At 62.6% G+C, this 23,631-nt stretch carries 21 protein-coding genes and 1 tRNA gene; 6 read left to right on the top strand and 16 right to left on the bottom strand.

Going from position 1 to position 23,631, the window contains the following annotated elements:
- Positions 1 to 102: 102 nt before the first annotated feature.
- The 10 genes from AC0L17_RS17695 to AC0L17_RS17650 form a co-directional block, all read right to left on the bottom strand.
- Complete coding sequence (locus tag AC0L17_RS17695) at positions 103 to 2,061, bottom strand: acetyl/propionyl/methylcrotonyl-CoA carboxylase subunit alpha (protein ID WP_473516784.1); 1,959 nt, start codon at positions 2,059 to 2,061, stop codon at positions 103 to 105.
- Positions 2,062 to 2,248: 187 nt separating this feature from the next.
- Complete coding sequence (locus tag AC0L17_RS17690) at positions 2,249 to 2,626, bottom strand: hypothetical protein (protein WP_473516783.1); 378 nt, start codon at positions 2,624 to 2,626, stop codon at positions 2,249 to 2,251.
- A gap of 116 nt (positions 2,627 to 2,742) precedes the next feature.
- Positions 2,743 to 3,270 carry an O-acetyl-ADP-ribose deacetylase gene (locus tag AC0L17_RS17685; RefSeq protein ID WP_473516782.1) on the bottom strand — a complete coding sequence of 176 codons (528 nt, stop codon included), beginning with the start codon at positions 3,268 to 3,270 and terminating at the stop codon, positions 2,743 to 2,745.
- A gap of 3 nt (positions 3,271 to 3,273) precedes the next feature.
- Complete coding sequence (locus tag AC0L17_RS17680; protein WP_473516781.1) at positions 3,274 to 4,881, bottom strand: carboxyl transferase domain-containing protein; 1,608 nt, start codon at positions 4,879 to 4,881, stop codon at positions 3,274 to 3,276.
- Between the two features lie 5 nt (positions 4,882 to 4,886).
- Positions 4,887 to 5,270: a type II toxin-antitoxin system VapC family toxin gene (locus AC0L17_RS17675; protein WP_128168076.1), complete on the bottom strand. Its 384-nt coding sequence runs from the start codon at positions 5,268 to 5,270 to the stop codon at positions 4,887 to 4,889.
- Complete coding sequence (locus tag AC0L17_RS17670) at positions 5,267 to 5,659, bottom strand: AbrB/MazE/SpoVT family DNA-binding domain-containing protein (protein ID WP_473516780.1); 393 nt, start codon at positions 5,657 to 5,659, stop codon at positions 5,267 to 5,269. Before AC0L17_RS17670 ends, AC0L17_RS17675 begins: the two co-directional genes overlap by 4 nt.
- A gap of 84 nt (positions 5,660 to 5,743) precedes the next feature.
- Complete coding sequence (locus tag AC0L17_RS17665; protein ID WP_473516779.1) at positions 5,744 to 6,907, bottom strand: isovaleryl-CoA dehydrogenase; 1,164 nt, start codon at positions 6,905 to 6,907, stop codon at positions 5,744 to 5,746.
- A gap of 57 nt (positions 6,908 to 6,964) precedes the next feature.
- Positions 6,965 to 7,621, bottom strand: coding sequence for a TetR/AcrR family transcriptional regulator (locus AC0L17_RS17660; RefSeq protein WP_473516778.1), 657 nt, complete (start codon positions 7,619 to 7,621; stop codon positions 6,965 to 6,967).
- A 283-nt stretch (positions 7,622 to 7,904) separates the two neighbouring features.
- The gene (locus AC0L17_RS17655) at positions 7,905 to 8,282 is read right to left on the bottom strand and encodes an endonuclease domain-containing protein (protein ID WP_473516777.1); all 378 of its coding nucleotides are present in this window, start codon (positions 8,280 to 8,282) and stop codon (positions 7,905 to 7,907) included.
- A gap of 230 nt (positions 8,283 to 8,512) precedes the next feature.
- The gene (locus AC0L17_RS17650; protein WP_473516776.1) at positions 8,513 to 9,625 is read right to left on the bottom strand and encodes a pyridoxal phosphate-dependent aminotransferase; all 1,113 of its coding nucleotides are present in this window, start codon (positions 9,623 to 9,625) and stop codon (positions 8,513 to 8,515) included.
- A gap of 157 nt (positions 9,626 to 9,782) precedes the next feature.
- Here AC0L17_RS17650 and AC0L17_RS17645 point away from each other — a divergent pair, with 157 nt between their 5' ends.
- Positions 9,783 to 11,462: a tetratricopeptide repeat-containing sulfotransferase family protein gene (locus AC0L17_RS17645; protein ID WP_473516775.1), complete on the top strand. Its 1,680-nt coding sequence runs from the start codon at positions 9,783 to 9,785 to the stop codon at positions 11,460 to 11,462.
- Between the two features lie 360 nt (positions 11,463 to 11,822).
- Here the strand turns inward: AC0L17_RS17645 and AC0L17_RS17640 are convergent, their stop codons facing one another.
- The 4 genes from AC0L17_RS17640 to AC0L17_RS17625 all read right to left on the bottom strand — a co-directional run bounded on the left by AC0L17_RS17640 (position 11,823) and on the right by AC0L17_RS17625 (position 16,722).
- On the bottom strand, positions 11,823 to 13,040 hold the full coding sequence (locus AC0L17_RS17640; protein WP_473516774.1) for a porin: 1,218 nt from the start codon (positions 13,038 to 13,040) through the stop codon (positions 11,823 to 11,825).
- A 415-nt stretch (positions 13,041 to 13,455) separates the two neighbouring features.
- A tRNA-Ser gene (locus AC0L17_RS17635) sits at positions 13,456 to 13,546 on the bottom strand.
- Positions 13,547 to 13,598: 52 nt separating this feature from the next.
- Positions 13,599 to 14,507, bottom strand: a complete 909-nt coding sequence (locus tag AC0L17_RS17630) for an alpha/beta fold hydrolase (RefSeq protein ID WP_473516773.1) — start codon at positions 14,505 to 14,507, stop codon at positions 13,599 to 13,601.
- Between the two features lie 175 nt (positions 14,508 to 14,682).
- Positions 14,683 to 16,722, bottom strand: coding sequence for a lytic transglycosylase domain-containing protein (locus tag AC0L17_RS17625; RefSeq protein ID WP_473516840.1), 2,040 nt, complete (start codon positions 16,720 to 16,722; stop codon positions 14,683 to 14,685).
- Between the two features lie 333 nt (positions 16,723 to 17,055).
- Here AC0L17_RS17625 and dapA point away from each other — a divergent pair, with 333 nt between their 5' ends.
- The 3 genes from dapA to AC0L17_RS17610 all read left to right on the top strand — a co-directional run bounded on the left by dapA (position 17,056) and on the right by AC0L17_RS17610 (position 19,304).
- On the top strand, positions 17,056 to 17,937 hold the full coding sequence (gene dapA, locus AC0L17_RS17620) for a 4-hydroxy-tetrahydrodipicolinate synthase (protein ID WP_023800777.1): 882 nt from the start codon (positions 17,056 to 17,058) through the stop codon (positions 17,935 to 17,937).
- 25 nt (positions 17,938 to 17,962) lie between these two features.
- On the top strand, positions 17,963 to 18,442 hold the full coding sequence (gene smpB / locus AC0L17_RS17615) for an SsrA-binding protein SmpB (protein ID WP_236388460.1): 480 nt from the start codon (positions 17,963 to 17,965) through the stop codon (positions 18,440 to 18,442).
- Between the two features lie 118 nt (positions 18,443 to 18,560).
- The gene (locus AC0L17_RS17610; RefSeq protein WP_473516772.1) at positions 18,561 to 19,304 is read left to right on the top strand and encodes a glycoside hydrolase family 25 protein; all 744 of its coding nucleotides are present in this window, start codon (positions 18,561 to 18,563) and stop codon (positions 19,302 to 19,304) included.
- On the opposite strand, the gene AC0L17_RS17605 is transcribed toward AC0L17_RS17610, so the two are convergent.
- Positions 19,273 to 19,950, bottom strand: a complete 678-nt coding sequence (locus AC0L17_RS17605; protein ID WP_373420431.1) for a uracil-DNA glycosylase — start codon at positions 19,948 to 19,950, stop codon at positions 19,273 to 19,275. The two genes, AC0L17_RS17610 and AC0L17_RS17605, sit on opposite strands and share 32 nt — an antisense overlap.
- Positions 19,947 to 20,528, bottom strand: a complete 582-nt coding sequence (locus AC0L17_RS17600; RefSeq protein ID WP_023800773.1) for a LabA-like NYN domain-containing protein — start codon at positions 20,526 to 20,528, stop codon at positions 19,947 to 19,949. The genes AC0L17_RS17605 and AC0L17_RS17600 overlap by 4 nt, the downstream gene beginning before the upstream one ends.
- Before the next feature lie 320 nt (positions 20,529 to 20,848).
- On the opposite strand from AC0L17_RS17600, the gene rpoZ reads away from it, so the two are divergent.
- On the top strand, positions 20,849 to 21,250 hold the full coding sequence (gene rpoZ / locus AC0L17_RS17595; RefSeq protein WP_023800772.1) for a DNA-directed RNA polymerase subunit omega: 402 nt from the start codon (positions 20,849 to 20,851) through the stop codon (positions 21,248 to 21,250).
- A 111-nt stretch (positions 21,251 to 21,361) separates the two neighbouring features.
- A complete protein-coding gene (locus AC0L17_RS17590) occupies positions 21,362 to 23,590 on the top strand; it encodes a RelA/SpoT family protein (protein ID WP_023800771.1) in 2,229 nt (742 codons plus the stop codon).
- Positions 23,591 to 23,631: the final 41 nt, after the last annotated feature.

The raw sequence follows: 23,631 nt of genomic DNA, 5'->3' as shown, positions 1-23,631 counted from the left end.
TGGCGACAATCGGAGATGGCCGGGGCAGATCCGGCCATTTTCATTTGGTCATGCGTTTGCGGCGCGCGTCTTCCGTCGTCGCCTCTCCTTGGATGAACAGCGTCAGCCGTGGGCTTCCTCGGCAAAACGCACCAGCACCGTCCCATCGGTGACCTGTGCGCCCTCTGTTGCGATCTCGGCGATCGTCCCGTCATGCGTGGCGGAAATCGTGTGCTCCATCTTCATCGCTTCGAGGATCAACAGCGGCTGGCCCTTGATGACGGTTTCGCCTTTTGCCGCGCGCACCAGCTTGACCAAGCCCGGCATCGGCGCGCGCAGGCTGTCGGCACCGGCGGCGATTTCGTCGGCTCTTGCCAACGGGTCCGGCACCGCGAAGCTGTAGCCGACGGCGCCTGAAAAGACAGTGACATGGCCTGGCCAGCGGGCGAGGCGAGGGGCAGCGCGAAGATCAAGCGCGCTGTCATAAGGTGCGTCCAGTGCCACCTGGAAGCGCCCGTCCGGCCGCATCGATACAAGCGCCAGGATATCGTCCTCGCCGTAGCGAAGCCGCGTGCGCCGCGCCATCGCGTGGAAATGCGCATAGCCGGCAAGCGACGACCACGGCTCGCGGGTCGGCGCCTGAGCCCCGGCGCCGGACGCTGCAAGTGCGGCCGCGGCGACGATCTCGCTGCTCGGCGGCGGCACTGCGGTCAGCGCTTGCTGGTGCCTGCCGATCAGCCCGGTGTCGACGTCACCTGCCGAAAAGTCCGCGTCAGCGGCGAGAGCCGCGAGAAAGGCGGTGTTGACGGTCGAGCCGGCGATCTCGGTTTGCGAAAGGGAAATGCCCAGTGCTTCGAGCGCCGCCTGCCTGTTCTTGCCATGGACGACGAGCTTGGCGATCATCGGGTCGTAGAACGGCGAGATGGCATCGCCGGTCCGCACGCCGGTCTCGATCCGCATGCTGGCGCCCTCGGGCGCTGTATGCGGAAATTTCAGGTGATGCAGCGTGCCCGTCGCCGGCAAAAAACCCTTTGCCGCGTCTTCGGCATAGATGCGCGCCTCGAAGGCATGTCCGGAGAGCGCAATCTCGCTCTGCGTCTTCGGCAGCTTTTCGCCGGACGCCACCCGCAACTGCCATTCGACCAGATCGGTGCCGGTGACCATTTCGGAGACGGGATGCTCGACCTGCAGGCGAGTGTTCATTTCCATGAACCAGAAGCGGTCGGCCTTCAGCCCTTGCGAGGCGTCGACGATGAACTCGATCGTGCCGGCGCCGGAATAGTCGATCGCCTTGGCGGCCTTCACCGCCGCCTCCGTCATTGCCTTGCGCAATGCCGGCGTCATCCCGGGGGCGGGGGCTTCCTCGATCACCTTCTGGTGACGCCGCTGCGCCGAGCAGTCGCGCTCGTAGAGATGCACGACATTGCCGAAGATATCGCCGAAAACCTGAACCTCGATGTGGCGCGGCTTGTCGACATATTTCTCGACCAGCACGCGGTCGTCGCCGAACGCGGCCTTGGCCTCGCGCCGCGCACCCGACAGCGCCTCGGAAAAGTCGTCGGGATGTTCGACGCGCCGCATGCCCTTGCCGCCGCCGCCGGCGCGCGCCTTGATCAGCACGGGATAGCCGATCTCGCGTGCCTTGGAGGCGAGCAGCACGATCTCCTGCGCCTCGCCGTGATAGCCCGGGACAACCGGCACGCCGGCCTTCTCCATCAGCCGCTTGGCCGCGTCCTTCAGCCCCATGGCGCGGATCGAGGCGGCCGACGGGCCGATGAAGACGAGCCCGGCCGCTGTCACCTGATCGACGAAATCAGGGTTTTCCGACAGAAAACCGTAGCCGGGATGGATGGCTTCGGCGCCGGTGGCCAAAGCCGCCGCGACGATCTTGTCGCCGCGCAGATAACTTTCGCCGACCGGCGAGGGTCCGATATGCACCGCTTCGTCGGCCATCTCGACATGCAAGGCGCCGGCGTCGGCATCGGAATAGACGGCGACCGTGCGCACGCCCATCCTGCGCGCGGTGCGGATCACCCGGCAAGCGATCTCGCCGCGGTTGGCGATCAGGATTTTGGCGAACATGGGACCTCCAAAGCCAGAGCTTGCCGCCAACGGCGCGAATGCTCCTTCACGCGGGCTGTGGCAACACCCTGCTTTGCAGTCCGGCCATTGTCAAAGGATCGGTAAGCCAGGCCCGCTTACGTCTGAAAACGTTGCAGTGTCATCTTCGCCCCATCCCGCTGGTATTTGCGCCCGTTGCTGCAGCAACCTACTTGGAGGCGGCGATGGCGCAGCCGCCTGCCGCCGTCTTGAGTTTCCACCTCGTCAAGCCGGCCTGACAATTGCGCAACGCTCTCTCTTCCGCGGCCTGTTGCGAGGGGGCGTTGAGCGTGGAACCACAGATGATGTAGAGGTCGCTGACGCGCGAATAGAACGTCGTCGCATAGGCCGAATGGCCGCTGGCCGCGACATAGGATTTGTAGGCTTTCGGGCAATCTCCGGTCGAACCTGCCGGAAAATTGACGGCGAAACGACGGTCGCCTTTGTTTCCCGCCAGCGATTCCGCCGCTCCCACGCCAGGGGTCGCTAATATAAGCAACGTCGAAAGTACTGACATAGTTGTTTTTTGAAAAAACTGCAGTCTCATCTTCGCCCAATCCCCACGGTATTTGCGATAAGCAATAACCGCGATTCTTTCGTCTGACCAGATCGGTGAATGAAAATAAGTCTGAAACTATGAAGGGATTTTCCTACCTGTGCCGGTCACGCTCCGCCAAGCAGCAACGCCTGCTGGTATAGGTCCGCCGTCTGTTGGTCGAAGCAGCAGAAGATGACGGTTTCAGGAACCGCATTGTGGCTGACAAAGGCGCTCACCGTGCCAACGGCGATCTGCGTCGCCTGGTCCTTTGGATACCGGTATACACCGGTCGAGATCGCCGGAAATGCCACCGTCCGCAAATCAATGGCGGCGGCGAGTTCGAGCGACCGGCGGTAGCAGGAGGCCAACAACTCGGCTTCGCCCTTGCCGCCGCCTTGCCAGACCGGCCCGACCGTGTGGATGACATAGCGTGCCGGCAGCCTGTAGCCCTTGGTGAGTTTTGCGTCGCCGACCTTGCAGCCATTGAGGGATTGGCATTCGGCCAGAAGTTCGGGGCCGGCCGCACGGTGGATGGCGCCGTCGACGCCCCCGCCACCCAGAAGTGAGGTGTTGGCGGCGTTGACGATGGCGTCGACCGCCAGCCTGGTGATGTCGCCGACATGAACGCGAATCCTTGCCTCGATCTCGCTCATCGGTCACATCCTGAACACGCCGAAGCTTGTCTCCTCGATCCCGGCGTTCAGCGCTGCGGACAGGCTGAGCGCCAGCACCTCGCGCGTCTTGGCCGGATCGATGATGCCGTCGTCCCAGAGCCGGGCGGAGGAATACAGCGGGTGGCCCTCATGCTCGTATTTCATCAGGATCGGCTTCTTGAATTTTGCCTCCTCCTCCGCGCTCCATTCCCCGCCCTTGCGTTCGATCCCCTCGCGCTTGACCACGGCCAGCACGGTGGCCGCCTGCTCGCCGCCCATCACCGAGATGCGGGCATTCGGCCACATCCACAGGAAGCGTGGCGAATAGGCGCGTCCGCACATGCCGTAATTGCCGGCGCCGAACGAGCCGCCGATGATCATGGTGACCTTCGGCACGCGGGCCGTGGCGACCGCCATCACCAGCTTGGCGCCGTCCTTGGCGATGCCGCCGGCCTCGTATTTTCGCCCGACCATGAAGCCGGTGATGTTCTGCAGGAAGATCAGCGGAATCTTGCGCTGGCAGCACAACTCGATGAAATGCGCGCCCTTCAGCGCACTTTCGGAAAACAGCACGCCGTTGTTGGCGATGATGCCGACCGGCATGCCGTTGAGATGGGCAAAGCCGGTGACCAGCGTGGTGCCATAGTTCTGCTTGAACTCGTCGAATTCGGAGCCGTCGACGATGCGGGCGATCACTTCACGCACGTCATAGGGCTGGCGCAGATCGGTCGGCACGATGCCGTAGAGTTCTTCGGCTGCATGAAGCGGCGCAATCGGATCGCGTAGCGCCAGCCCGATCTGCTTCTTTCGATTGAGGTTCTTGACGATGCGGCGCGCGATCGCCAGCGCATGCTCGTCGTCCAGCGCAAAATGATCGGCCACGCCGGAAAGCCGCGTGTGGACCTCGGCGCCGCCCAATTCCTCCGCGCTGACGTCCTCGCCGGTAGCGGCCTTCACCAGCGGCGGACCGCCGAGGAAGATGGTCGCCTGGTTGCGCACCATGATCGTCTCGTCCGACATCGCCGGCACATAGGCGCCGCCCGCCGTGCACGAACCCATGACGCAGGCGATCTGCGGAATGCCAGCAGCCGACATGTTGGCCTGATTGTAAAAGATGCGGCCGAAATGGTCGCGGTCGGGAAACACCTCGTCCTGGTTGGGCAGGTTGGCGCCGCCGCTGTCGACCAGATAGACGCAAGGCAATCTGTTCTGCAGCGCGATCTCCTGCGCGCGCAGATGCTTCTTCACCGTCATTGGATAATAGGTGCCGCCCTTCACCGTGGCGTCATTGACGACGACCATCACTTCGCTGCCTTCGACGCGGCCGATGCCGGCAATGATGCCGGCCGATGCGATGTCCTCACCATACATCGACCACGCGGCGAACTGGCCGATCTCGAGGAATGGCGAGCCGGTGTCGAGCAATTGGGCGAGGCGCTCGCGCGGCAAAAGCTTGCCGCGGCTCTGGTGGCGCTCACGCGCTTCCTCCGAGCCGCCACGCTCGACGGTTGCCGCCTTTTGCGCAATGTCGGCGACCAGCGCCCGCATGCGCTCGGCATTGGCGCGGAAGGTGTCGGAGGCTGGCGAGATTTGCGAGGTGAGGGGGGCCATTGGCGTTACCGGATCAGTTCGATCTTGCAACCGATATCCAGGTCGCCCCAGCCGCGGTCGGCGGTGACGGCTATGGCGTTCTCGCGAATTGCCAGGGCCAGGCAGGCCCGATCGCCCAGCGACAAGCCGCGATGCCGCGTCAACTCGCGAAGCTGACCGGCGGCGATGCCCATCATCTCGTCGAAAGCAGCGACCGGCATGCCGAGACTGGCGAGGTCGTCCGCGGCCTCTTCCATGCTGCGTCCCTTGTCGATCAGCTTGGCGATAATTTCGGCCGCATTGACGGAGCTGAATTGCGCATCCGGCGCGAAACCCAAGGCAACATCGGTGCCTTTCTCGTCAAGCAGGATCGCAAGCGCCGCCGAGCTGTCCATGACGTAAGCTTTCACTTCGCTCCCTTCCTCGCCATTCCCAAGGCATGAAGCCGGTCCAAACGTCTATCGCTTCGACGCTGTTCTTCCCGCCGCTCCTTCAGAAATTCGTCGACGACACTTTCGCCGGGCTTTTTCAACGCTGACAATTCGGCCTGGACGCGCCGCAGATTCCGAAGCCACGACCTTACCCGCAACTCGCCGTTCTCGACATGAAGGATCAAGTCTTCACCAGGCTTCACGCCGATTTCCTCGCGCATCGCGGCCGGGATCACGAAGCGTCCGCCCTCGCCAAGTCTGACGCGCTCGCGTTTCGCTGGCATCCGGAGCGGAGTTTTTTGAGCTCCTGCGTCGAATTGTGTCGGCGGGTTCTCGTCAAACCCAACCTTTTCGGTTCCGTTCGCCATGTTCTGCCCCGGTCCGGAAATATGACATCTCAGGAGAAATATGGGGCAAATTGTCCAACATGGCAAATTCAGGAAATAGTGCCATCAGACTCCTTCCGCCATGATTTCCCGCCCGATCAGCCAGCGGCGGATCTCGCTGGTGCCGGCGCCGATCTCGTAGAGCTTGGCGTCGCGCAAAAGCCGGCCAGTAGGATAGTCGTTGATGTAGCCATTGCCGCCCAGCAGCTGGATGGCGTCGAGCGCCATCTGCGTCGCCTTCTCGGCAGCGAACAGCACGCAAGCGGCGGCGTCCTTGCGGCTCGTCTGGCCGCGGTCGCAGGCAGCGGCGACGGCATAGACATAGGCGCGCGCGGCGTTCGTCGTCGTATACATGTCTGCGAGCTTGCCCTGCACCAGCTGGAACTCGCCGATCGGCTGACCGAACTGCTTGCGTTCGTGCACATAGGGGACCGCCACATCGAGGCACGCCGCCATCAGCCCGAGTGGGCCGCCGGCGAGCACCGTGCGCTCGTAGTCGAGACCCGACATCAGCACCTCGACGCCGCGCCCTTCCTCATGCAGCACATTGTCGAACGGCACTTCGACATCCGAAAAAACCAGTTCGCCGGTGTTGGAGCCGCGCATGCCGAGCTTGTCGAGCTTTTGCGCGACGGAAAATCCGGCGAAATCCTTTTCGACGATGAAGGCGGTGATGCCGCGCGACTGGAGTTCCGGATCGGTCTTGGCGTAGACGACCAGCGTCTCGGCATCCGGGCCGTTGGTGATCCACATCTTGGTGCCGTTCAGCACATAGCAATCATTGCGCTTTTCCGCGCGCAGTTTGAGCGACACGACGTCGGAGCCGGCGCCGGATTCCGACATTGCCAGCGCGCCGACCTTTTCGCCGCTGCACAGCGCAGGCAGATATTTTTCCTTCTGCGCCGGTGTCGCCCAGCGATTGATCTGGTTGACGCAGAGGTTGGAATGGGCGCCGTAGGAGAGGCCGACCGAGGCCGAGGCGCGCGAAATCTCCTCCATCGCCACGACATGGCCGAGATAGCCCATGCCGGTGCCGCCGAATTCCGGATCGGCGGTGATGCCGAGCAGGCCGAGCCCACCGAGCTCGGCCCACAGATGCGCCGGAAATTCGTTTGAGCGGTCGATCTCGGCGGCGATCGGGGCGATCTTGTCCTGGGCGAAGCGCCGCACCAGGTCGCGCAGCGCCTCGATGTCTTCGTCAAGCCCGAAGTTGAGTGTGTGCGTGTACATGCCGTTCCTCCCGGCGCACGGCCCGAAATCGAATTCGATTTCGGGAAGGGCGCAAAATCAAAGTGCTACAGCGTCCTTTGCGCGCCGGCTGTGGCGCTGCAGGCGCGTTGTCGCGCCATGGGCCTTTGTTCCAACCAGGCGCATCGTCATTGAAAGATATGTGGCGGTTACCTCCGAGATCGATAGCCGCTCGCCCGGCCGGAACCAGACGATGACGCCGGTCATCATCTGGATCAGCGCCATGGCTGTCAGCCCTGTGTCTTCGACGCTGAAGACGCCGGCTTCTGCGCCGTCGCGCAAAATGACGCGCAGCTCCTTCTCATAGGCGGTGCGCATACGCAGGATCCGCGTCAGGCGGTCATGCGACAGGCTGCGCAATTCCATGTTCGAGACATGGGTGGAATGGCGGCGCTCGACATGGAAGGCGATGTGGTTTTCGACATAGGCGGCGAGCCGGGTCACCGGATCGGCCGCGGCCGGGCGGGCCGCGTCCCACGCCTCGATCAGCCCTTGCATGTGCTCGCGCATCAGCGTGAACAACAGGTCTTGCTTGGTCGGAAAATAACGGTAGAGCGCCGCCGCCTGGACGCCGACCTCGGCGGCCAGCTGGCGCATCGACATTGCCTCATAGCCGAGACGCGCGATCAGGCTGACCGCCGCCTCGCGGACCGCTGCTTCGGTCTTTTCGCCGTCGGAACCGGTCGTGCGCGCCATGCAAGCCTCGTTGAGAGGGTAAGAATAAAACGAACGTTCAATTAATTCAAGAGCCGATGTCAGACGTCGCGATCCTTCCCACCCCCTCTGTCCTGCCGGACATCTCCCCTCAAGCGTCCCTCAAGGGGGAGATCGGCAGCTTTGCCGACGGCGCTCTTCATCCGAAGATTGGCGAAAGCCGCGGTGACAGCCGATCTCCCCCCTTGAGGGGGAGATGTCCGGCAGGACAGAGGGGGGTACTGTCCCGCCGACCTCTGCCGATCTTGGTCCGCGAGACAAACACTCAACACGGGTCCGCGCCTGCGAGGCCGGCTACGATCACGATGTGCTGGCAGACATTGTCGATGTCGCGAATGACGTCGTCGTTCCAGAAACGCAGGATGGTCCAGCCAATCGCCTCCAGCCTCGAGCTTCTGTAAGCATCCGATGCCGAGGCTTCGGCCTGAGCGTGCTGGGAGCCGTCAAGTTCGACGATCAGCTTTTTGTCCGGACAGGCAAAATCGACAATGTAGCCGGCTATCGGCATCTGTCGTCGAAACGACAATCCCATGAGACGGTGCGCCCTGATCTCATTCCAGAGCTTCAGCTCGGCGTCCGTCATCGCCTTGCGCATCTTGCGCGCATTGCCGCGGTTGCTCGGAGGTACGGGATAGTGGTTCACTGCCTTTGATCTCTCCGCCCTACGGTCGAGGACCCCCCTCTGTCCTGCCGGACATCTCCCCCTCAAGGGGGGAGATTGGCAGCTTTGCCGACGGCGCTCTTCATCCGAAGATTGGCGAAAGCCGCCGAAAACGCCAACCTCCCCCCTCGTGGGGCAGATGTCCGGCAGGACAGAAGGGGGCGCTGTCCCGCAGGCATCAAAAGGTCCTGCAGGGTCTTGACGACGGCGCGCTAGCTTCCCCGTGCTGCCGCCAGTGCACCCGGCAATTCCTCGGCAAAAATGTCGAGCTCGTGGTCGAGGCCGACGCTGACCCTGATGCAGCGGTCGAGCACCGGCACCATCGGCTTGCGGATGAACACATCGCGCGACAAAAGCGCCTGCAGCACCTTCAGCGCGAAGGCGCCGTCGCCGCCGCAGTCCAGGGTGACGAAATTGGTAGCCGAGGGCAGCGGCTTCAGCCCATTGGCCTCGGCGATCCCGGCGATGCGCCGGCGGCCGGAAGCGACCCGCGCCACCACGCTTTGCAGATAGTCCTGATCGGCCAGCGCCTCGACGCCGGCGATCTGCGCCATGCGGCTGACGCCGTAATGGTTGCGGATCTTCTCGAAATCGCGGATCACCTGGGCGTCGGCCACCGCATAGCCGCAGCGTATGCCGGCCAGCCCGTAGGCTTTCGAGAAGGTGCGCATGCGGATGACGTTCGGCCGTGACACGTCGATCGGCGGCAGCGCCGAGGCAGGGCCCAATTCTCCATAGGCCTCGTCGAGCACCAGCATGGTGGTCTCCGGCAGGGCTTCGATGAAGCGGATGAGCTCCGCCGCCTCCCACCAGCTTCCCATCGGATTGTCCGGGTTGGACAGGTAGACCAGCGGCGCTTTGTCCCTGGTGACCGCAGCCAACAGGCCGTCGAGGCTTTCCCGGTCGTTCTCGTAGGGGACCGCGACCAGCCGGCCGCCGACGCCGGCAATATGGAAATTGAAGGTCGGATAGGCGCCGAGCGAGGTGACCACCGCGTCGCCAGATGCCACATACATGCGCGCCACCAGGCTGAGCAACCCGTCTATGCCTTCGCCGACCACCACGTTTTCGGCACCAACGCCAAGATGCGCGGCAACGGTCACCTTCAAATCGTGATTGTCGGGATCACAATACATCCACATGTCGCGGGCGATGCCGGCCATGCGGGCTATGACGCGCGGTGAGGGGCCAAAACTGCTCTCATTGGCGCCGATGCGGGCGCGAAAGGCGCGGCCGCGATCCCGCTCCTGCGCCTCCGGGCCGACAAACGGCACCGTCGAAGGAAGCGCGCTGACGATCGGCGTGAGGGGAGGGCGCTGGCGCATGGCAAAGGCTCGCTCGAAAAGGGGCTCGCTCGAAAAGGGCCTTCTTGCTAGCGCGGCACAGGTAACCGCGCAAGCTCCCGCCTTGGCTGCAGCCAGCATGCTGGATTCCCACCGCACTTTTTGCTAGCGAGATATTTCTTTTTGCTAGCGAGATATCATGAACAATCGACTCCCGCCTGCCTGGTCAAAGCACATCAAGCCCGGACCCGCGCCAAAAGTGAAGGGGCCGATAGTGAAGCCTTTGGTGAGCCCGCAGAAAGCAAGCGCCCAATCGCGTGCGCAGGCCGACGACGCATTGCTGAAACAGGCATATGCCTTTCAGCAGGCCAAGCGGCTCGACGAGGCTCAGGACCTATGCCTTCGGGTTCTGGAGCGCACGCCAAACCATCCGCTGGCCTTATACATCCTGGGGACCATATACCTGGGTTACGACGATGAGCGGGCGTTGCGATATTTCGCACGGGCGGTCGGCGAGGAACCTAAAAACCCCTACTACCACCTCAGCCTGGGCGAGGCCTATGTGAAGGTCAGCGAGTATGCGCCAGCAATCAAGCATATGCAGTACGCCCTGGAACTGCAGCCCGGCCTTATCGAAGCACTTTGTGCATTGGGGCGCACTTACACGGCATTTGACAAGCCCGACATGGCTCTGCCGCTTTACGAGAAGGCGCTGAAAATCAACCCCGATCATCCCAAGGTGCGAGCCGGGCTGGCCAGCGCGCTCAGCGGCCTGGGGCGTATGGATGAAGCCGCCGCCTATCTGAAGCAAGCAATCGCACGTCGTATTGGCGTGCCTTCTGCCTACAACGACCTTGTACAGACGCGAAACTTCACCGAGGAGCCCGAGGAGCTCCACTCCATCCTTCGTGAGCTCGGTAATCCGAAACTTGGTTCGGAAGGCGCGCAGCAACTCCATCACGCCGCCGGCAAGGTGCTGAACGACCTCAAGCGCTATGACGAGGCATTCGACCATTTCAACAAGGCGAAACAGGCCTCCGGCCAAAGCTTCGATATCGATTCGTATCGTCGGTGGGTCGATTCGATGATTGAAACCGTCACGCCGGACTTTTTAGCTGCCAGGGCCGGCTATGGAAATCCTTCCGAAGCGCCTGTGTTCGTGGTTGGCATGCCCCGCTCGGGGACGACGCTCACCGAGCAGATCTGCGCCAGCCATCCCGACGTTCATGGCGCAGGGGAGCTTAGCAAGCTGAGTCGGGTTGCGAATGCGATCGGCCTCAAGACATCATCGGCTGGTGATTTGAACCAGCCGATCACCTCGATCACGGAAGACCTGTCCAGAACCTTGGCCGAAGAGCATCTGTCCTATTTGCGGGAGCGGGCGCCTGCCGCACTTCGCGTCGTGGATAAGACACCGCACAATTTTGAACTGATCGGCCTTATCGGGCTTCTCTTCCCCAACGCGCGCATCATTCATTGCCGCCGTGACGCCATCGACAATTGCGTCTCCTGCTTCGTCCTCAACTTCAGCGAGGCACACAGCTACAACACCGACCTGAACACACTAGGCCTGTACTATCGCGAGTATGACCGCCTGATGCAGCATTGGAACAAGGTTTTTCCGGGCCTTATCTTCGAAAATCGCTACGAAACGCTGGTCGATGACCAGGAAGCCCAGTCACGCCGCCTGATAGATTATCTCGGGCTGCCTTGGGATGACGCCTGCCTGCGCTTTTTCGACAGGGATGGTTCGGTCAACACGCCCAGCCGCTGGCAGGTTCGCCAACCGATCTACAAATCGTCGGTCAAGCGCTGGAAGAATTATGAAAACGAAATTCAGCCGCTGATACAGTCGCTGGGCGATCTTGCTGAGATTTGACTTGGGCTCTCTCCTTCTCCCCTTGTAGGAGAAGGTGGCCGAGTCCACGGGTCTTGCCTCGGGCAAGCCCGAGGACAGGCTCCGCTCGGTCGGATGAGGGGTGCTCCAGCTTGGCACCGCCGGCACTCCGTGCAACACCCCTCAACCGTCTTGGCGCTGCGCGCCAATCCACCTTCTCCCACAGGGGGAGAAGGAAGAGCCCTGTCCGGCAGGACAGAGGGGGGCGCGAAGGATCGCCGCTGCTTTCATTCTGTGCAGCTGCATTATTCGGCTGAAAACATTCCGGCCTTGACAGCCACGCCGACACGAAAAAAACCCGGCGGTTGCCCGCCGGGTTCGAGTTCAGTCAAACGCTGCTGATTAGAACGAGCGCTGGAAGCGGAGCATGCCGCCGAGGCTGTCTTCGTCGTCCGCACCGGTCCAGTTGGAGAAGTCGGGCTCGTCGAAGTCGCCGGCGTGCAGGTAATCGACTTCGGCCGTAATCGTCAGGCCCGGAACGATGTCATAGGCGATGTTGGCAGCGATGCCGAGGTTTTCGCCTTCGTCATACGAGATCTGGGTGTTGAACGAGGTCTTCTCATTGATGGTGTAGGTGCCACCGCCCCAGACCGCCCAGTTGCCGCTCCACAGCTTGTACATGCCGCGGCCGCCGGCGACGGGCGTTGCGAAGCCGGGATCCTCGTAGTTGTCGTCAGTGCCGTAGCCGGCCATGATGAACAGCGACAGGTTCTCCATTGGGGTGACGTCGAGGCGAACCTTGCCGGCCACTTCTTCGTAGTTGGCGTCGTAAGCAATGACGCCGGTGATGGCGCCCCAGCCCTGCGTCCACTTCACGCCGCCGACAACATGCGGAACATAGCTGTCGATCGTGAAGTCGCCATAACCTTGTTCGAGCGAGACCACGGCCGAGAAGCCATTGCCGGCGTCGAAGTAGTACTGGACGACGTTGGTGTCGAAACCGCCGTAGGGAACCAGCGTATCCTGGATGACGTTGCCGGCGTAGCCGATGAACGTATCGTAGGCCGATTCGTCTTTACCGACGCGCAGGCCGCCGAGCTGGATCCAGGCGAAGTTCAGCGAAATGCCTTTATTCTCGGCAGGGTTAGCGACAATGATAGTCTCACCTGGCAGCGCGGGCAGCGGACCGGCGGGGCCGTCCGGATCGGGACCGGGGACGTATGTGCTGCTGACGTGCCGGTTCCGGTTGCCGAAGTTGAAGCGGGTCTCGGTGTAGGTCTTCAAGGTGCCGAGCTCGGTTTCCTGGCCGGTCCAGGTCTTCAGGTTAAAGCGGGCCTGCTTGTAGTACGTATCCTGGATGTCGCCGTCCTCGACGTCGAAGTTCTCAGCACCGTCGAACGAGCCGACGTCGCCGACGCCGATGTCGTAGCGGACATAGCCGCCGATGCGCAGGCAGGTCTCGGTGCCGGGGATGTAGAAGTAGCCAGCGCCGTAGACGTCGCAGATGCGGACGTATTCAGCGGGTTCCGGCTCGGCGACGACGACGGCGTCGGCGGCGCGCGCACCGGAAACTGCGACCAGAGCCGCAGCGGAGCCAAGAAGAAGGCTCTTGATGTTCATTTTCTGACCTCCAGTCAAAAGTTAAAAAACGGGTCTGGGTATTCTTTGCTGAAGGACAGCGTTCCCTGCCCCATCCCCACTACCGAAAAAGATGCGCACCGCGCCGCTCCTTCGAACCCGACATTACCCATGAGGCGGCGGCGTTCAACAACCATCGCATCGGCGAAAGGTCTGTGCAGGCGCTATCACCCTGCCTTGTTGCACAAATGACACGATTTGGCCTCACTCGGAAAGCTCCCGTTAACCATTGCGCCGCCGGAGACAGGTTGGAGACCCATTGGGCCAGCCCTTGCAATCCGGCCGATTCCGGCAATGGCCTGCCGCAATTGCGGCGATGTCTGTGAGTCGCCGGCCAAGGCATTGCCGCAGAATCGCCGCATGGCGAAAAGCGGCGAGCGCGAAGCGCGAAGCGGGATGGCGGAGAGGATGGGATTCGAACCCACGAGAAGCTTTTGACCTCTACTCCCTTAGCAGGGGAGCGCCTTCGACCACTCGGCCACCTCTCCGTTGCGCTGGTGGATAAAGAAAAGCGCCGGCACAATCAACAAGCCTGACCCATTATCGTTGAAAAAACCGGCTCCCGGCGAAGTGTTGCTCGGCCCTGTCCAGAAAAGCGGCGATGGCGCCGGGCAGGCCGCCGGTCTCGAGGATCGGCGCATGGCCCTGGCCCTCGACCGTGATCGTCTCGACACCGGGATGACGGTTTCGCATCAGTTCGAAGGTCTCGGCGGACAGCAGCTTCGAATTGGCGCCGCGGATGGCGAGCAAGGGTATCGCCGTCAGCGCCTCGAACTGCGGCCACATGTCTGGCAGCTTCTGGGTCAGATCGAGTCCCGCCAGCGTCTCGACCAGCTTCGGGTCGAAATCCGGCAATAATCCTTCAACCGTCTCTCGGTAGAGCGCCGCTGCCATCCGCTCCCAGTCCGCCACGGTCAGGGCAGGAAAGTCGCTGCCATGCGCGCCGCGCAGGGCGCCGACGGCCTCGGCGTGGGTTTTCGGCTTCGGCGCGCGCTCGAGATAGGAGCGGATATGGGCGAGACCGCCGGCCTCGAGCACCGGGCCGATATCGTTGAGCACGATAGCCCGCAGGACTGCCGGTCGCATCAAACCGAGCACATGGATGATCAGCCCGCCACGCGACGTGCCGATGAACGCCGCTTCCTCGATGCCCAGCGCCGCCAACCCGGCGAGGATATCACCGGCTTCGACGCCGATATTGTAGTGGCCGATATCGGGGTCGTAGGCGGATTGCCCGCGCCCGCGATAGTCGAAAGCGACGATTTTTCGCGGCGTTTGCGCCCGCCGCGACAGATGCAGCGCCAGCTCATGAAAATCGCGGCTATTGCGGGTCAGGCCAGGCAGGCAGACGACCGGCCAGTGGCCGGAATTCGCTTCGCCATAGATGCGGGCGTGGAGTTCAAGCCCGTCCGGCGAGGCGTAGAAGAAGTCGGAAAAACCGCTCGACATTTTGGGACTCGATTCCTCGCCGTTGCCGGATCGTCGACTGCTACAGGCGAGGGCGGGGGTGGTCAAATCGAAGCGTCATTTTCAAGATGTCGGCGGGACAGCGCCCCCCTTGAGGGGGAGATGCCCGGCAGGGCAGAGGGGGGTGCTTCGCCAAGCCAGCCTTCGCCCGAACGGATCAACTCCGCCCGTTCACCAGGTCCCCGACAATGTCGTACTTGCCGGAAATACGCATCTTGTAGACTTCGTAATTCTCCATCACGCGCTGGACGTAACTTCTTGTTTCGGTATAGGGAATCCGCTCGATCCAGTCGACGACGGCGTCGATGTCCTTGCCGCGCGGGTCGCCGTATCTGGCCACCCACTGGGCGGCGCGGCCGGGGCCGGCATTGTAGCCGGCGAAGGTCAGCACATAGGAGCCGTCGAAGCGGCCGAGCTGCTCGCCGAGGAAGGCGGCGCCCAAGGTTGCGTTGTAGCCGGCGTCGGTGGTCAGCCGCGCCTGCGAGAAGGTCATTCCGGCCTTGTCAGCCAATTGCCTGGCGGTCGCCGGCATCAGCTGCAGCAGGCCACGTGCGCCGGCGCTGGAGACGGCGCCGATGTTGAATTCGCTTTCCTGGCGGGCGATCGCATAGGCCAGCGCCTTGCCGGAGCCGGAAATATTGGCGGTCTCGGGAATGACGCCGAGCGGATGCGACAGCGCCCCGACATCGATGCCGCGCGCGCCGGCGATCTTGCCGACCTTCAGCGCCAGGAAGTGATTGCCCTGCTTTTCCGCCATTGCGGCCAGCAGCGCCAGCTCTCCGGGACTGCTCAACTGTCCGGCGAGGTCGCGGTAAAGCGTGTCGGCGTAGCGCTGATAGCCTGCCTGCTGCAGTCGCCTGATGGCGCTGACCGCCTCGCGGTTGGAAAAATTCCGGTGATCGGTGGCGCTTGGCTGCGGATGGGCGATGTTGAGGACCTGCCGGCCGACGCGCTCACCGGCGAGCTGGCCGTAGAACGTCGTGCCGTAACCTGCGGCACGGCTAAAATAATCCTTGGCGCTGCCGAGGCCGCCGGCTTCGGCGGCACGGCCGAGCCAATAGTAGGCGCGCGACAGCGATATCGGCCCCTGGGCGAGACCGGCGATCCGCTCAAAATGCTTGGCAGCGGTGGTGGGATCGTTGAGGCCGCGCAGCGCGTACCAGCCGGCATGAAACTCCGCATCCGCCGCGTTGGCAGCAGTTTCGCCGGCGTGTGCTGCGACTATCCTGTAGGCGGTCTTCATGTCGCCCTGGTCGACCAGTTCGCGCGACAGCACCCGGCGCTCGGCCCACCAGGCATCCGAGTCGATCAGAGCGCTGCGGTCGCTCGGCGCCTTCATCACCATTGCGGCGGCGTCGGAAAACTTCTTCTGCTTGCGCAGAAATTGGGCTTGGGCGAAGAGATAGCCGGCCGAACGCTGCGCCGCTGGCACCGCCTTCAGCAGTTTTGGTGCATTCTTGTCGCCCTTGTCCGCCGCGGCCCAGGCGTCGGCCAGTTGCTCAGCGCCGGCAAGGCCGGCGACGCGCAGCGCCGAATTGACCCGGTCGGCATAAAACATGCGCTCCATGCGAAAGCGGTGGTCGGCTGCGGGGATCAGCTTGCCGAATTCCTGGATGATCGCCGCTTCGTCCCTGGCTTGCAGTTTTTCGGTGCGCCAGAAAGGCGATAGCACCGAGCGCGCCGCCTGGACGTTGCCCTGCGAGACATAGGAGCGGGCTAGGATCACCACGCCCTCGGCTGTTTGCGGCTGGCTGCCGCCGAAAGCCTGCACCACGATCTCAGGCGCGGGGTTCTCGCGGTAGAGCGCGCGCTCGCTGTTCTTGCGCAAGGCGATCATGCCCGGCCAGTTCGGCAGCATTTTCGCAGCATCGGCGATGTCGCCGCTGGGCACCTTGTCGCCGCCATAGAACGCGATCGCCCAGGCAAGGATGTGCTGGTCGAGCGAATTGACCGGCAGGGCGTCGCGCACCTGGCGCGCACCGGCAATGTCGTTTGCCGCCAGCGCATCGAGGCCGCTCTTCAACCTGGCGACGCTGGCGGGAGGGGATCCCGGACCCTGCAGGCCGGTATCCAGCAGGTTTGGCTTCGGAATGGTCGACGTGACCTGTGCATCGACCTTGCCGGCGGCCACAAGGGTCGGCGTCAACAGGAGAATTGCGCCAAGCAGCGCGAAAAAATGAGGCTGCCGGGTCGGCATCGTCTTCATCATTTCCTGTCTTGCACAATCACCAACAGACACAGATCAACTGAAGCCTAGTTGGCTGTGGTGAAGAGCCTGTAAACGGGGCTATCGAAGTCGTTCAAATTGCGCTTGCTGGCATTCTTGTCATGCTTGCCGCGCAACAATGTCGAGACTATGGTGCGCCGCTTCGCTTTCGGCTAGAAGGCGCGCAAGACAAAACACCTGCAGCACCGCGCGTCATCTCGGATGCGCAAAGGACGCTGTGGCACTTTAAATTTGGCGCATGATCTTTCCGTGAATCGGCTCCGATTTTCGGGCTCGTGCGCCAGTCCCAAGGAGTTGGACGACATGCTGAGAGGCTCGCTTACCGCGCTCGTGACACCGTTCGAAAAGAGCGGCCGTTTCGACGAGAAAGCGTTTCGCGCCTTCATCGCCTGGCAGATCGCTGAAGGCACGACCGGCGTGGTTCCGGTCGGCACCACCGGCGAGTCGCCGACGCTGTCGCATGACGAGCACCGCCACGTCGTCAAAGTGTGCGTCGAGGTGGCAAAGGGCCGCGTTCCGGTCGTCGCCGGCGCCGGCTCCAACAACACCGAGGAGGCGGTTGGCCTGGTGCAATATGCCGAGAAGGCGGGCGCCGACGCGGCACTCGTCGTCACGCCCTACTACAACCGGCCGACGCAGCGCGGCCTCTATGCGCATTTCGCTGCCGTCGCCAAAGCGACCAGCCTGCCGATCATCATCTACAACATTCCGCCGCGCTCGGTGATCGACATGATGCCCGAGACGATGGGCCAGCTGGTGCATGACTTCAAGAACATCGTCGGCGTCAAGGACGCCACCGGCAAGGTCGAGCGGGTTTCCGAGCAGCGTGCCACCTGCGGCAAGGATTTCATCCAGCTTTCCGGCGAGGACGCCTCGGCACTCGGTTTCAACGCCCATGGCGGCGTCGGCTGCATCTCGGTGACGGCGAATGTCGCGCCGCGGCTGTGCGCCGAATTCCAGGAGGCGACGCTTTCCGGCGACAACGCCAAGGCGCTGGACTTGCAGGACCGCCTGCTGCCGCTGCACAAGGCGATTTTCCTGGAACCCGGCGTGTCCGGCGCAAAATATGCGCTGTCGAAGCTCGGCAAGGTCGAGAATGTGCTGCGTTCGCCGCTGGTCACCGTCGAGCAGTCGACCGCCGAGAAGATCGATGCGGCGATGAAGCACGCCGGCTTGATTAACTAAGGATAAGGCGCCACCTCTCCGCATCATGAACCAGGTCAGAAAAGCCGATCCCAACAACAAGACCGTTGCGGAAAACCGCAAGGCGCGGTTTTCCTACGAGGTGCTCGACACGATCGAGGCCGGCCTGGTGCTGACCGGCACCGAGGTGAAGTCGCTGCGCCAGGGCCAGGCCAACATCCAGGACAGCTACGCCTCGGTCGAGGGCGGCGAGATCTGGCTGATCAACTCCTATCTGCCGGAATATCTGCAGGCCAACCGCTTCAACCATGAGCCACGCCGGCGCCGCAAACTCCTGCTCAACAAGCGCGAGATGGCCAAGCTTGCGCAGAGCGTCGATCGCGAAGGCATGACGCTGGTGCCGCTAAAAATCTATTTCAATGAAAAAGGCAGGGCGAAGCTTTTGCTCGCCGTCGGCCGCGGCAAGAAACTGCACGACAAGCGGGAGACCGAAAAGCAGCGCGACTGGTCGCGCGAAAAGGGCCGGCTGCTGAAGGAGCGTGGGTGAGGAGCGGTCCGCGAAGCGGACGAAAACCCAACGATTTGGCTTTTCGAGCGACAAACGCCCGGAGCCATAGCGGAGGGCAGGGCGGTTCAACAGGGATAGGCCTCTTTTGAAGAACCGGATGAGGAACCGGATTGTCTTTTGGGGTGCGGCCAGCCTGATCCTGGCGTGCCTTATCACGGCCGCCGGCTATTTTTACTTCCGACCGTTTTCTCCGGACCGCGGCAAATATCCGGTCAGGGGCATCGACGTTTCGCATCATCAGCGACAGATCGACTGGCGGCGTGTTGCCGCCGATGATGTCGCCTTCGCCATCATCAAGGCAACTGAAGGCGGCGACCACGTCGATGATGCCTTCGCCGCCAATCTGCGTGAGGCGCGTGCGGCTGGTCTGGCGGTCGGCGCCTATCATTTCTTCACCTTCTGCAGGCCTGGCTCCGATCAGGCGAAGAATTTCATCTCCGTCGTGCCGCGCGATCAAGCGCTGCTGCCGCCGGTGGTTGATATCGAATTCGTCGGCAATTGCCCGCGACGGCCATCGCCCGAAGAATTGAGCGTTGAACTCTCGGCTTTCCTCGGCCCTGTCGAGGCAGCTTTCGGCAAGACGGCGATCCTTTACGTGACCGACGACGCGGCACGGGCCTATACCAGCCAGATCGTCGGCCGCCGGCGCTGGGTTCGTTCGCTGGCGTTGCAGCCAGGTCATGACGACTGGATCTATTGGCAGTACCACGACAGCGGTCGCGTCGACGGCATCACCGGCGATGTCGATCTGAATGTGCTTCAGGGCGGGCCGGAGAAATTGGCCGAGCTGTTTGCGTCACCGCCCGAATCTATCTCTCCAGAAACGCCGCTATCTCCCTGAAGACGTTGACGAACATTGCTTCCGTCAGCACGCCGGTGTTGGTGTTATAGCGCGAGCAATGATAGCTGGAAAACAGCGTCACGCCATTGGTTTGCTGCTGCCCGCCATGCTTGAACGGATAAGCGGCGACACGCTGGCCGAGCGCCCGCACGGTCGACTGGTGCGCGATCGAGCCCAGCGCCAGCACGGCGCGCAGGTTCTTGAACCGCGCGATCGTCGGCACCAGGAACGTCCGGCAGGTGGCAATCTCGGCGCCGGCCGGCTTGTTGTCCGGCGGCACGCAGCGAACTGCATTGGTGATCGCCGTGCCGACAAGCTCCAGCCCGTCATCGGGCCGCGCCTTGAATTGGCCGCGGGCAAAGCCGTGTGCGATCAGCGTGTTGTAGAGCAGGTCGCCGGCAAAATCGCCGGTGAAGGGGCGTCCGGTGCGGTTTGCACCACGCAGGCCCGGCGCCAGTCCGACGATCAGCAGCCGCACCGCATCCTCGCCCTCGGGTGGCAGAAAGGTCGGCACTGGTGCATTGAACCAGGACGGTTCGCGCTGCCGCCATTGCGCGATAAAATCATGCAACCGCGGGCAGAGCGGGCAATCGCGGTCGGGCTCGGAGGACGCGACCAGGGGAGCGGTCAAGACCGCCGCCGTCAATACTCGTCCTCGTCGACTTCGGCCGGTTCGGGTCGGCGCACCGGCCGCTCGGACGGATCGCGGCCGACATCGCTCTTCAAGGTAATCAGGTCGATGAAATGATCGGCCTGGCGGCGCAGATCGTCGGAAATCATCGGCGGCTGCGAAGCCATGGTCGAGACGATCGAGACCTTGCGCCCGCGCCGCTGCAGCGCCTCGACCAGCGTGCGGAAATCGCCGTCGCCGGAAAAGATGACATAGTGGTCGACGACATCGGCGAGTTCCAGCGCATCGACGGTCAGCTCGATGTCCATATTGCCCTTGATCTTGCGGCGGCCGGTCGAGTCGGTGAACTCCTTGGCCGGCTTGGTCACCACCTTGAAGCCGTTATAGTCGAGCCAATCGATCAGCGGCCGGATCGAGGAATATTCCTGATCCTCGACCAGCGCGGTGTAGTAGTAGGCACGCAGCAGGTAGCCGCGCTTCTGGAAGTTCGACAAAAGCCTGCGGTAGTCGATGTCGAAGCCGAGCGCACGCGAGGTGGCGTAAAGATTGGCACCGTCGATGAAAAGAGCGATTTTCTCACGAGGGTCGAACATGGAAATATTCCTTTTCGAAAATAAGCGGTCGTCTAAATGCGCGTGACTATCGGTCGGCTTGAAATAACCGGCTGACCTTCGTCATTCGAGATAACGCCGGTTTTACGGCAATCCAAGGGTATGATGCTACATAGCAAGCAATTGTGATCGGTGCCGTATGTCGCAGGCGGCGCGCACCCAGACTGGCCTTGGCCAGACCCGGGGCCAAGGCCCCCAGGCCCGGCATTGTCCGGCACTGCCAAAAAGCTTGTATTTTGGCGGCGTTCGGGTTATGGACCGCGCCTGTTTTCCATCAAATCCAGGCATGAAAGGGGCAGCTCATGGCCCGCGTAACCGTTGAAGATTGCATCGACAAGGTCAACAACCGCTTCGAGCTCGTGCTTCTGGCCGGCCACCGCGCCCGTCAGATCAGCCAGGGCGCGCAGATCACCGTTCCTCGTGACAACGACAAGAATCCGGTCATCGCGCTGCGCGAGATCGCCGAGGAGACATTGTCGCCCGACGACCTCAAGGAAGACCTGATCCACTCGCTGCAGAAGCATGTCGAGGTCGACGAGCCGGAAGCCGACGGCGAGGCGATCGCCGACCAGACCGGTACCGCCGCTGCGGCAACCGACGCCGACGACACCGAGGACAACATCACCTTCGACCGCATGACCGAGGAAGACCTCCTGGCCGGCATCGAAGGTCTGGTGCCGCCGGAAAAAAGCGACGATTATTGATCTTCCCACCGGCCGCCGACACTTTCGCGCCGGCGGTTTCGTGGTTATCTATGACATGCGCCGTACGCCAGTGCGGCGCATGATTCATTTCAGCACTGCGAGATCCCGCCCATGATGCGTCAGTATGAGCTTGTTGAGCGCGTCCAGCGCTACAAGCCTGACGTCAACGAGGCGCTGCTCAACAAGGCCTATGTCTACGCCATGCAGAAGCATGGTCACCAGAAGCGCGCCTCCGGCGATCCCTATTTCTCGCATCCGCTCGAAGTCGCCGCCATCCTCACCGAAATGCACATGGATGAGGCGACCATCGCGGTTGCCTTGCTGCACGACACGATCGAGGACACCACGGCGACCAGGGCCGAGATCGACGAGCTGTTCGGTCCGGAAATGGGCAAGCTGGTCGAAGGCCTGACCAAGCTGAAGAAACTGGACCTCGTCTCCAAGAAGGCCGAGCAGGCGGAAAACCTGCGCAAGCTGTTGCTGGCGATATCGGAAGACGTTCGCGTGCTTCTGGTCAAGCTTGCCGACCGCTTGCACAACATGCGCACGCTCGACCATGTGCCCGAAGCCAAGCGCCTGCGCATCGCCGAGGAAACGATGGATATCTATGCGCCGCTGGCCGGGCGCATGGGCATGCAAGGCATGCGCGAGGAGCTCGAGGAGATCGCCTTTCGCTTCATCAATCCGGAAGCCTACCGCGCCGTCACCGCGCGGCTCGCGGAAATCTTCGAGCGCAACAAGGATGTGCTGTCCGAGATCGAGAAGGCGCTATCCACGCTGTTCGACAAATATGCGATCAAGGCCGAGGTCAAGAGCCGTCAGAAGAAGCCGTGGTCGGTGTTCCGCAAGATGGAGGCCAAGGCGCTGTCCTTCGAACAGCTGTCCGACATTTTCGGCTTTCGCGTCGTCGTCGATACCGTCGAGGACTGCTACCGGGCGCTCGGCGCCATCCACACCACGTGGTCGATGGTGCCCGGCCGCTTCAAGGACTACATCTCGACGCCGAAGCAGAACGACTACCGTTCGATCCACACCACCATCGTTGGACCGTCGCGGCAGCGCGTCGAGCTGCAGATCCGCACCTATCAGATGAACAAGATCGCCGAATATGGCGTTGCCGCGCATTCGATCTACAAGGACAGCGGCGGCAAGGTGAACGGCACCGCCCACGCGATCTCGAAGGAGACCAACGCCTATGCCTGGCTGCGGCGCACCATCGAGCAGCTAGCCGAAGGCGACAATCCCGAGGACTTCCTCGAAAACACCAAGCTCGAGCTGTTCCAGGACCAGGTGTTCTGCTTTACGCCCAAGGGAATGCTGATCGCGCTGCCGCGCGGAGCCACGCCGATCGACTTCGCCTATGCGGTGCACACCGATGTCGGTGACACCTGCGTAGGGGCCAAGGTCAACGGCCGCATCATGCCGCTGATGACCGAGCTGAAGAATGGCGACGAGGTCGAGATCATCCGCTCCAAGGCGCAGGTGCCGCCGGCGGCGTGGGAATCGGTCGTCGTCACCGGCAAGGCGCGCTCGGCGATCCGCCGCGCCACCAAGAATGCCATCCGCAAGCAGTATTCGGGTCTCGGCATCCGCATACTGGAACGCGCCTTCGAACGGTCAGGCAAGATTTTTACCAAGGAAAGCTTGAAATCGGTACTGCATCGGCTGGCACGAAAGGACATCGAGGATGTGCTGGCCTCTGTCGGCCGCGGCGAACTTGCCTCCACCGATGTCATCAAGGCGGTGTTTCCCGACTACAAGGACGAGCGCATCACGCTGGCGGCGCCCAAGCAGCGCGAGGAGGGCTGGTCGAAGATCCGCAACGCCGCCGGCATGCTGTTCCAGATTCCGGGCCGCGCCGCACGCAAGGACAAGGACCAGCCAAGGGACGGCGCCGTACCGATCCGCGGCGTGCGCGGCGACCTGCCGGTGCGCTTCGCGCCGGAAGGTGCTGTGCCCGGCGACCGCATCGTCGGCATCGTGCAGCCGGGGACCGGCATCACCATCTATCCGATCCAGTCGCCGGCGCTGCAGGCCTTTGACGACCAGCCAGAACGCTGGATCGACGTGCGCTGGGACATTGACGAGCGCACCAAGGAGCGGTTTCCGGCGCGAGTCTCGGTCACCGCCATCAACGCGCCGGGCTCACTGGCCGACATTGCGCAGGTCGTTGCATCCAACGATGCCAACATCCATACATTGTCGATGGTGCGCACCGCGCCTGATTTCACCGAAATGCTGATCGATCTCGAAGTCTGGGACCTGAAGCACCTGAACCGGCTGCTGTCGCAGCTCAAGGACAATTCGAGCGTCAGCGATGCACGGCGCGTGAATGGGTGAATGGTGAGAGTAGTGAATGGTGAATAGTGAATGGTGAATAG

The organism is Mesorhizobium sp. WSM4829 (genome assembly GCF_055811475.1).
The sequence above is the reverse complement of the archived record's forward strand: the minus strand, read 5'-3'. Positions and strand labels throughout refer to the sequence as shown.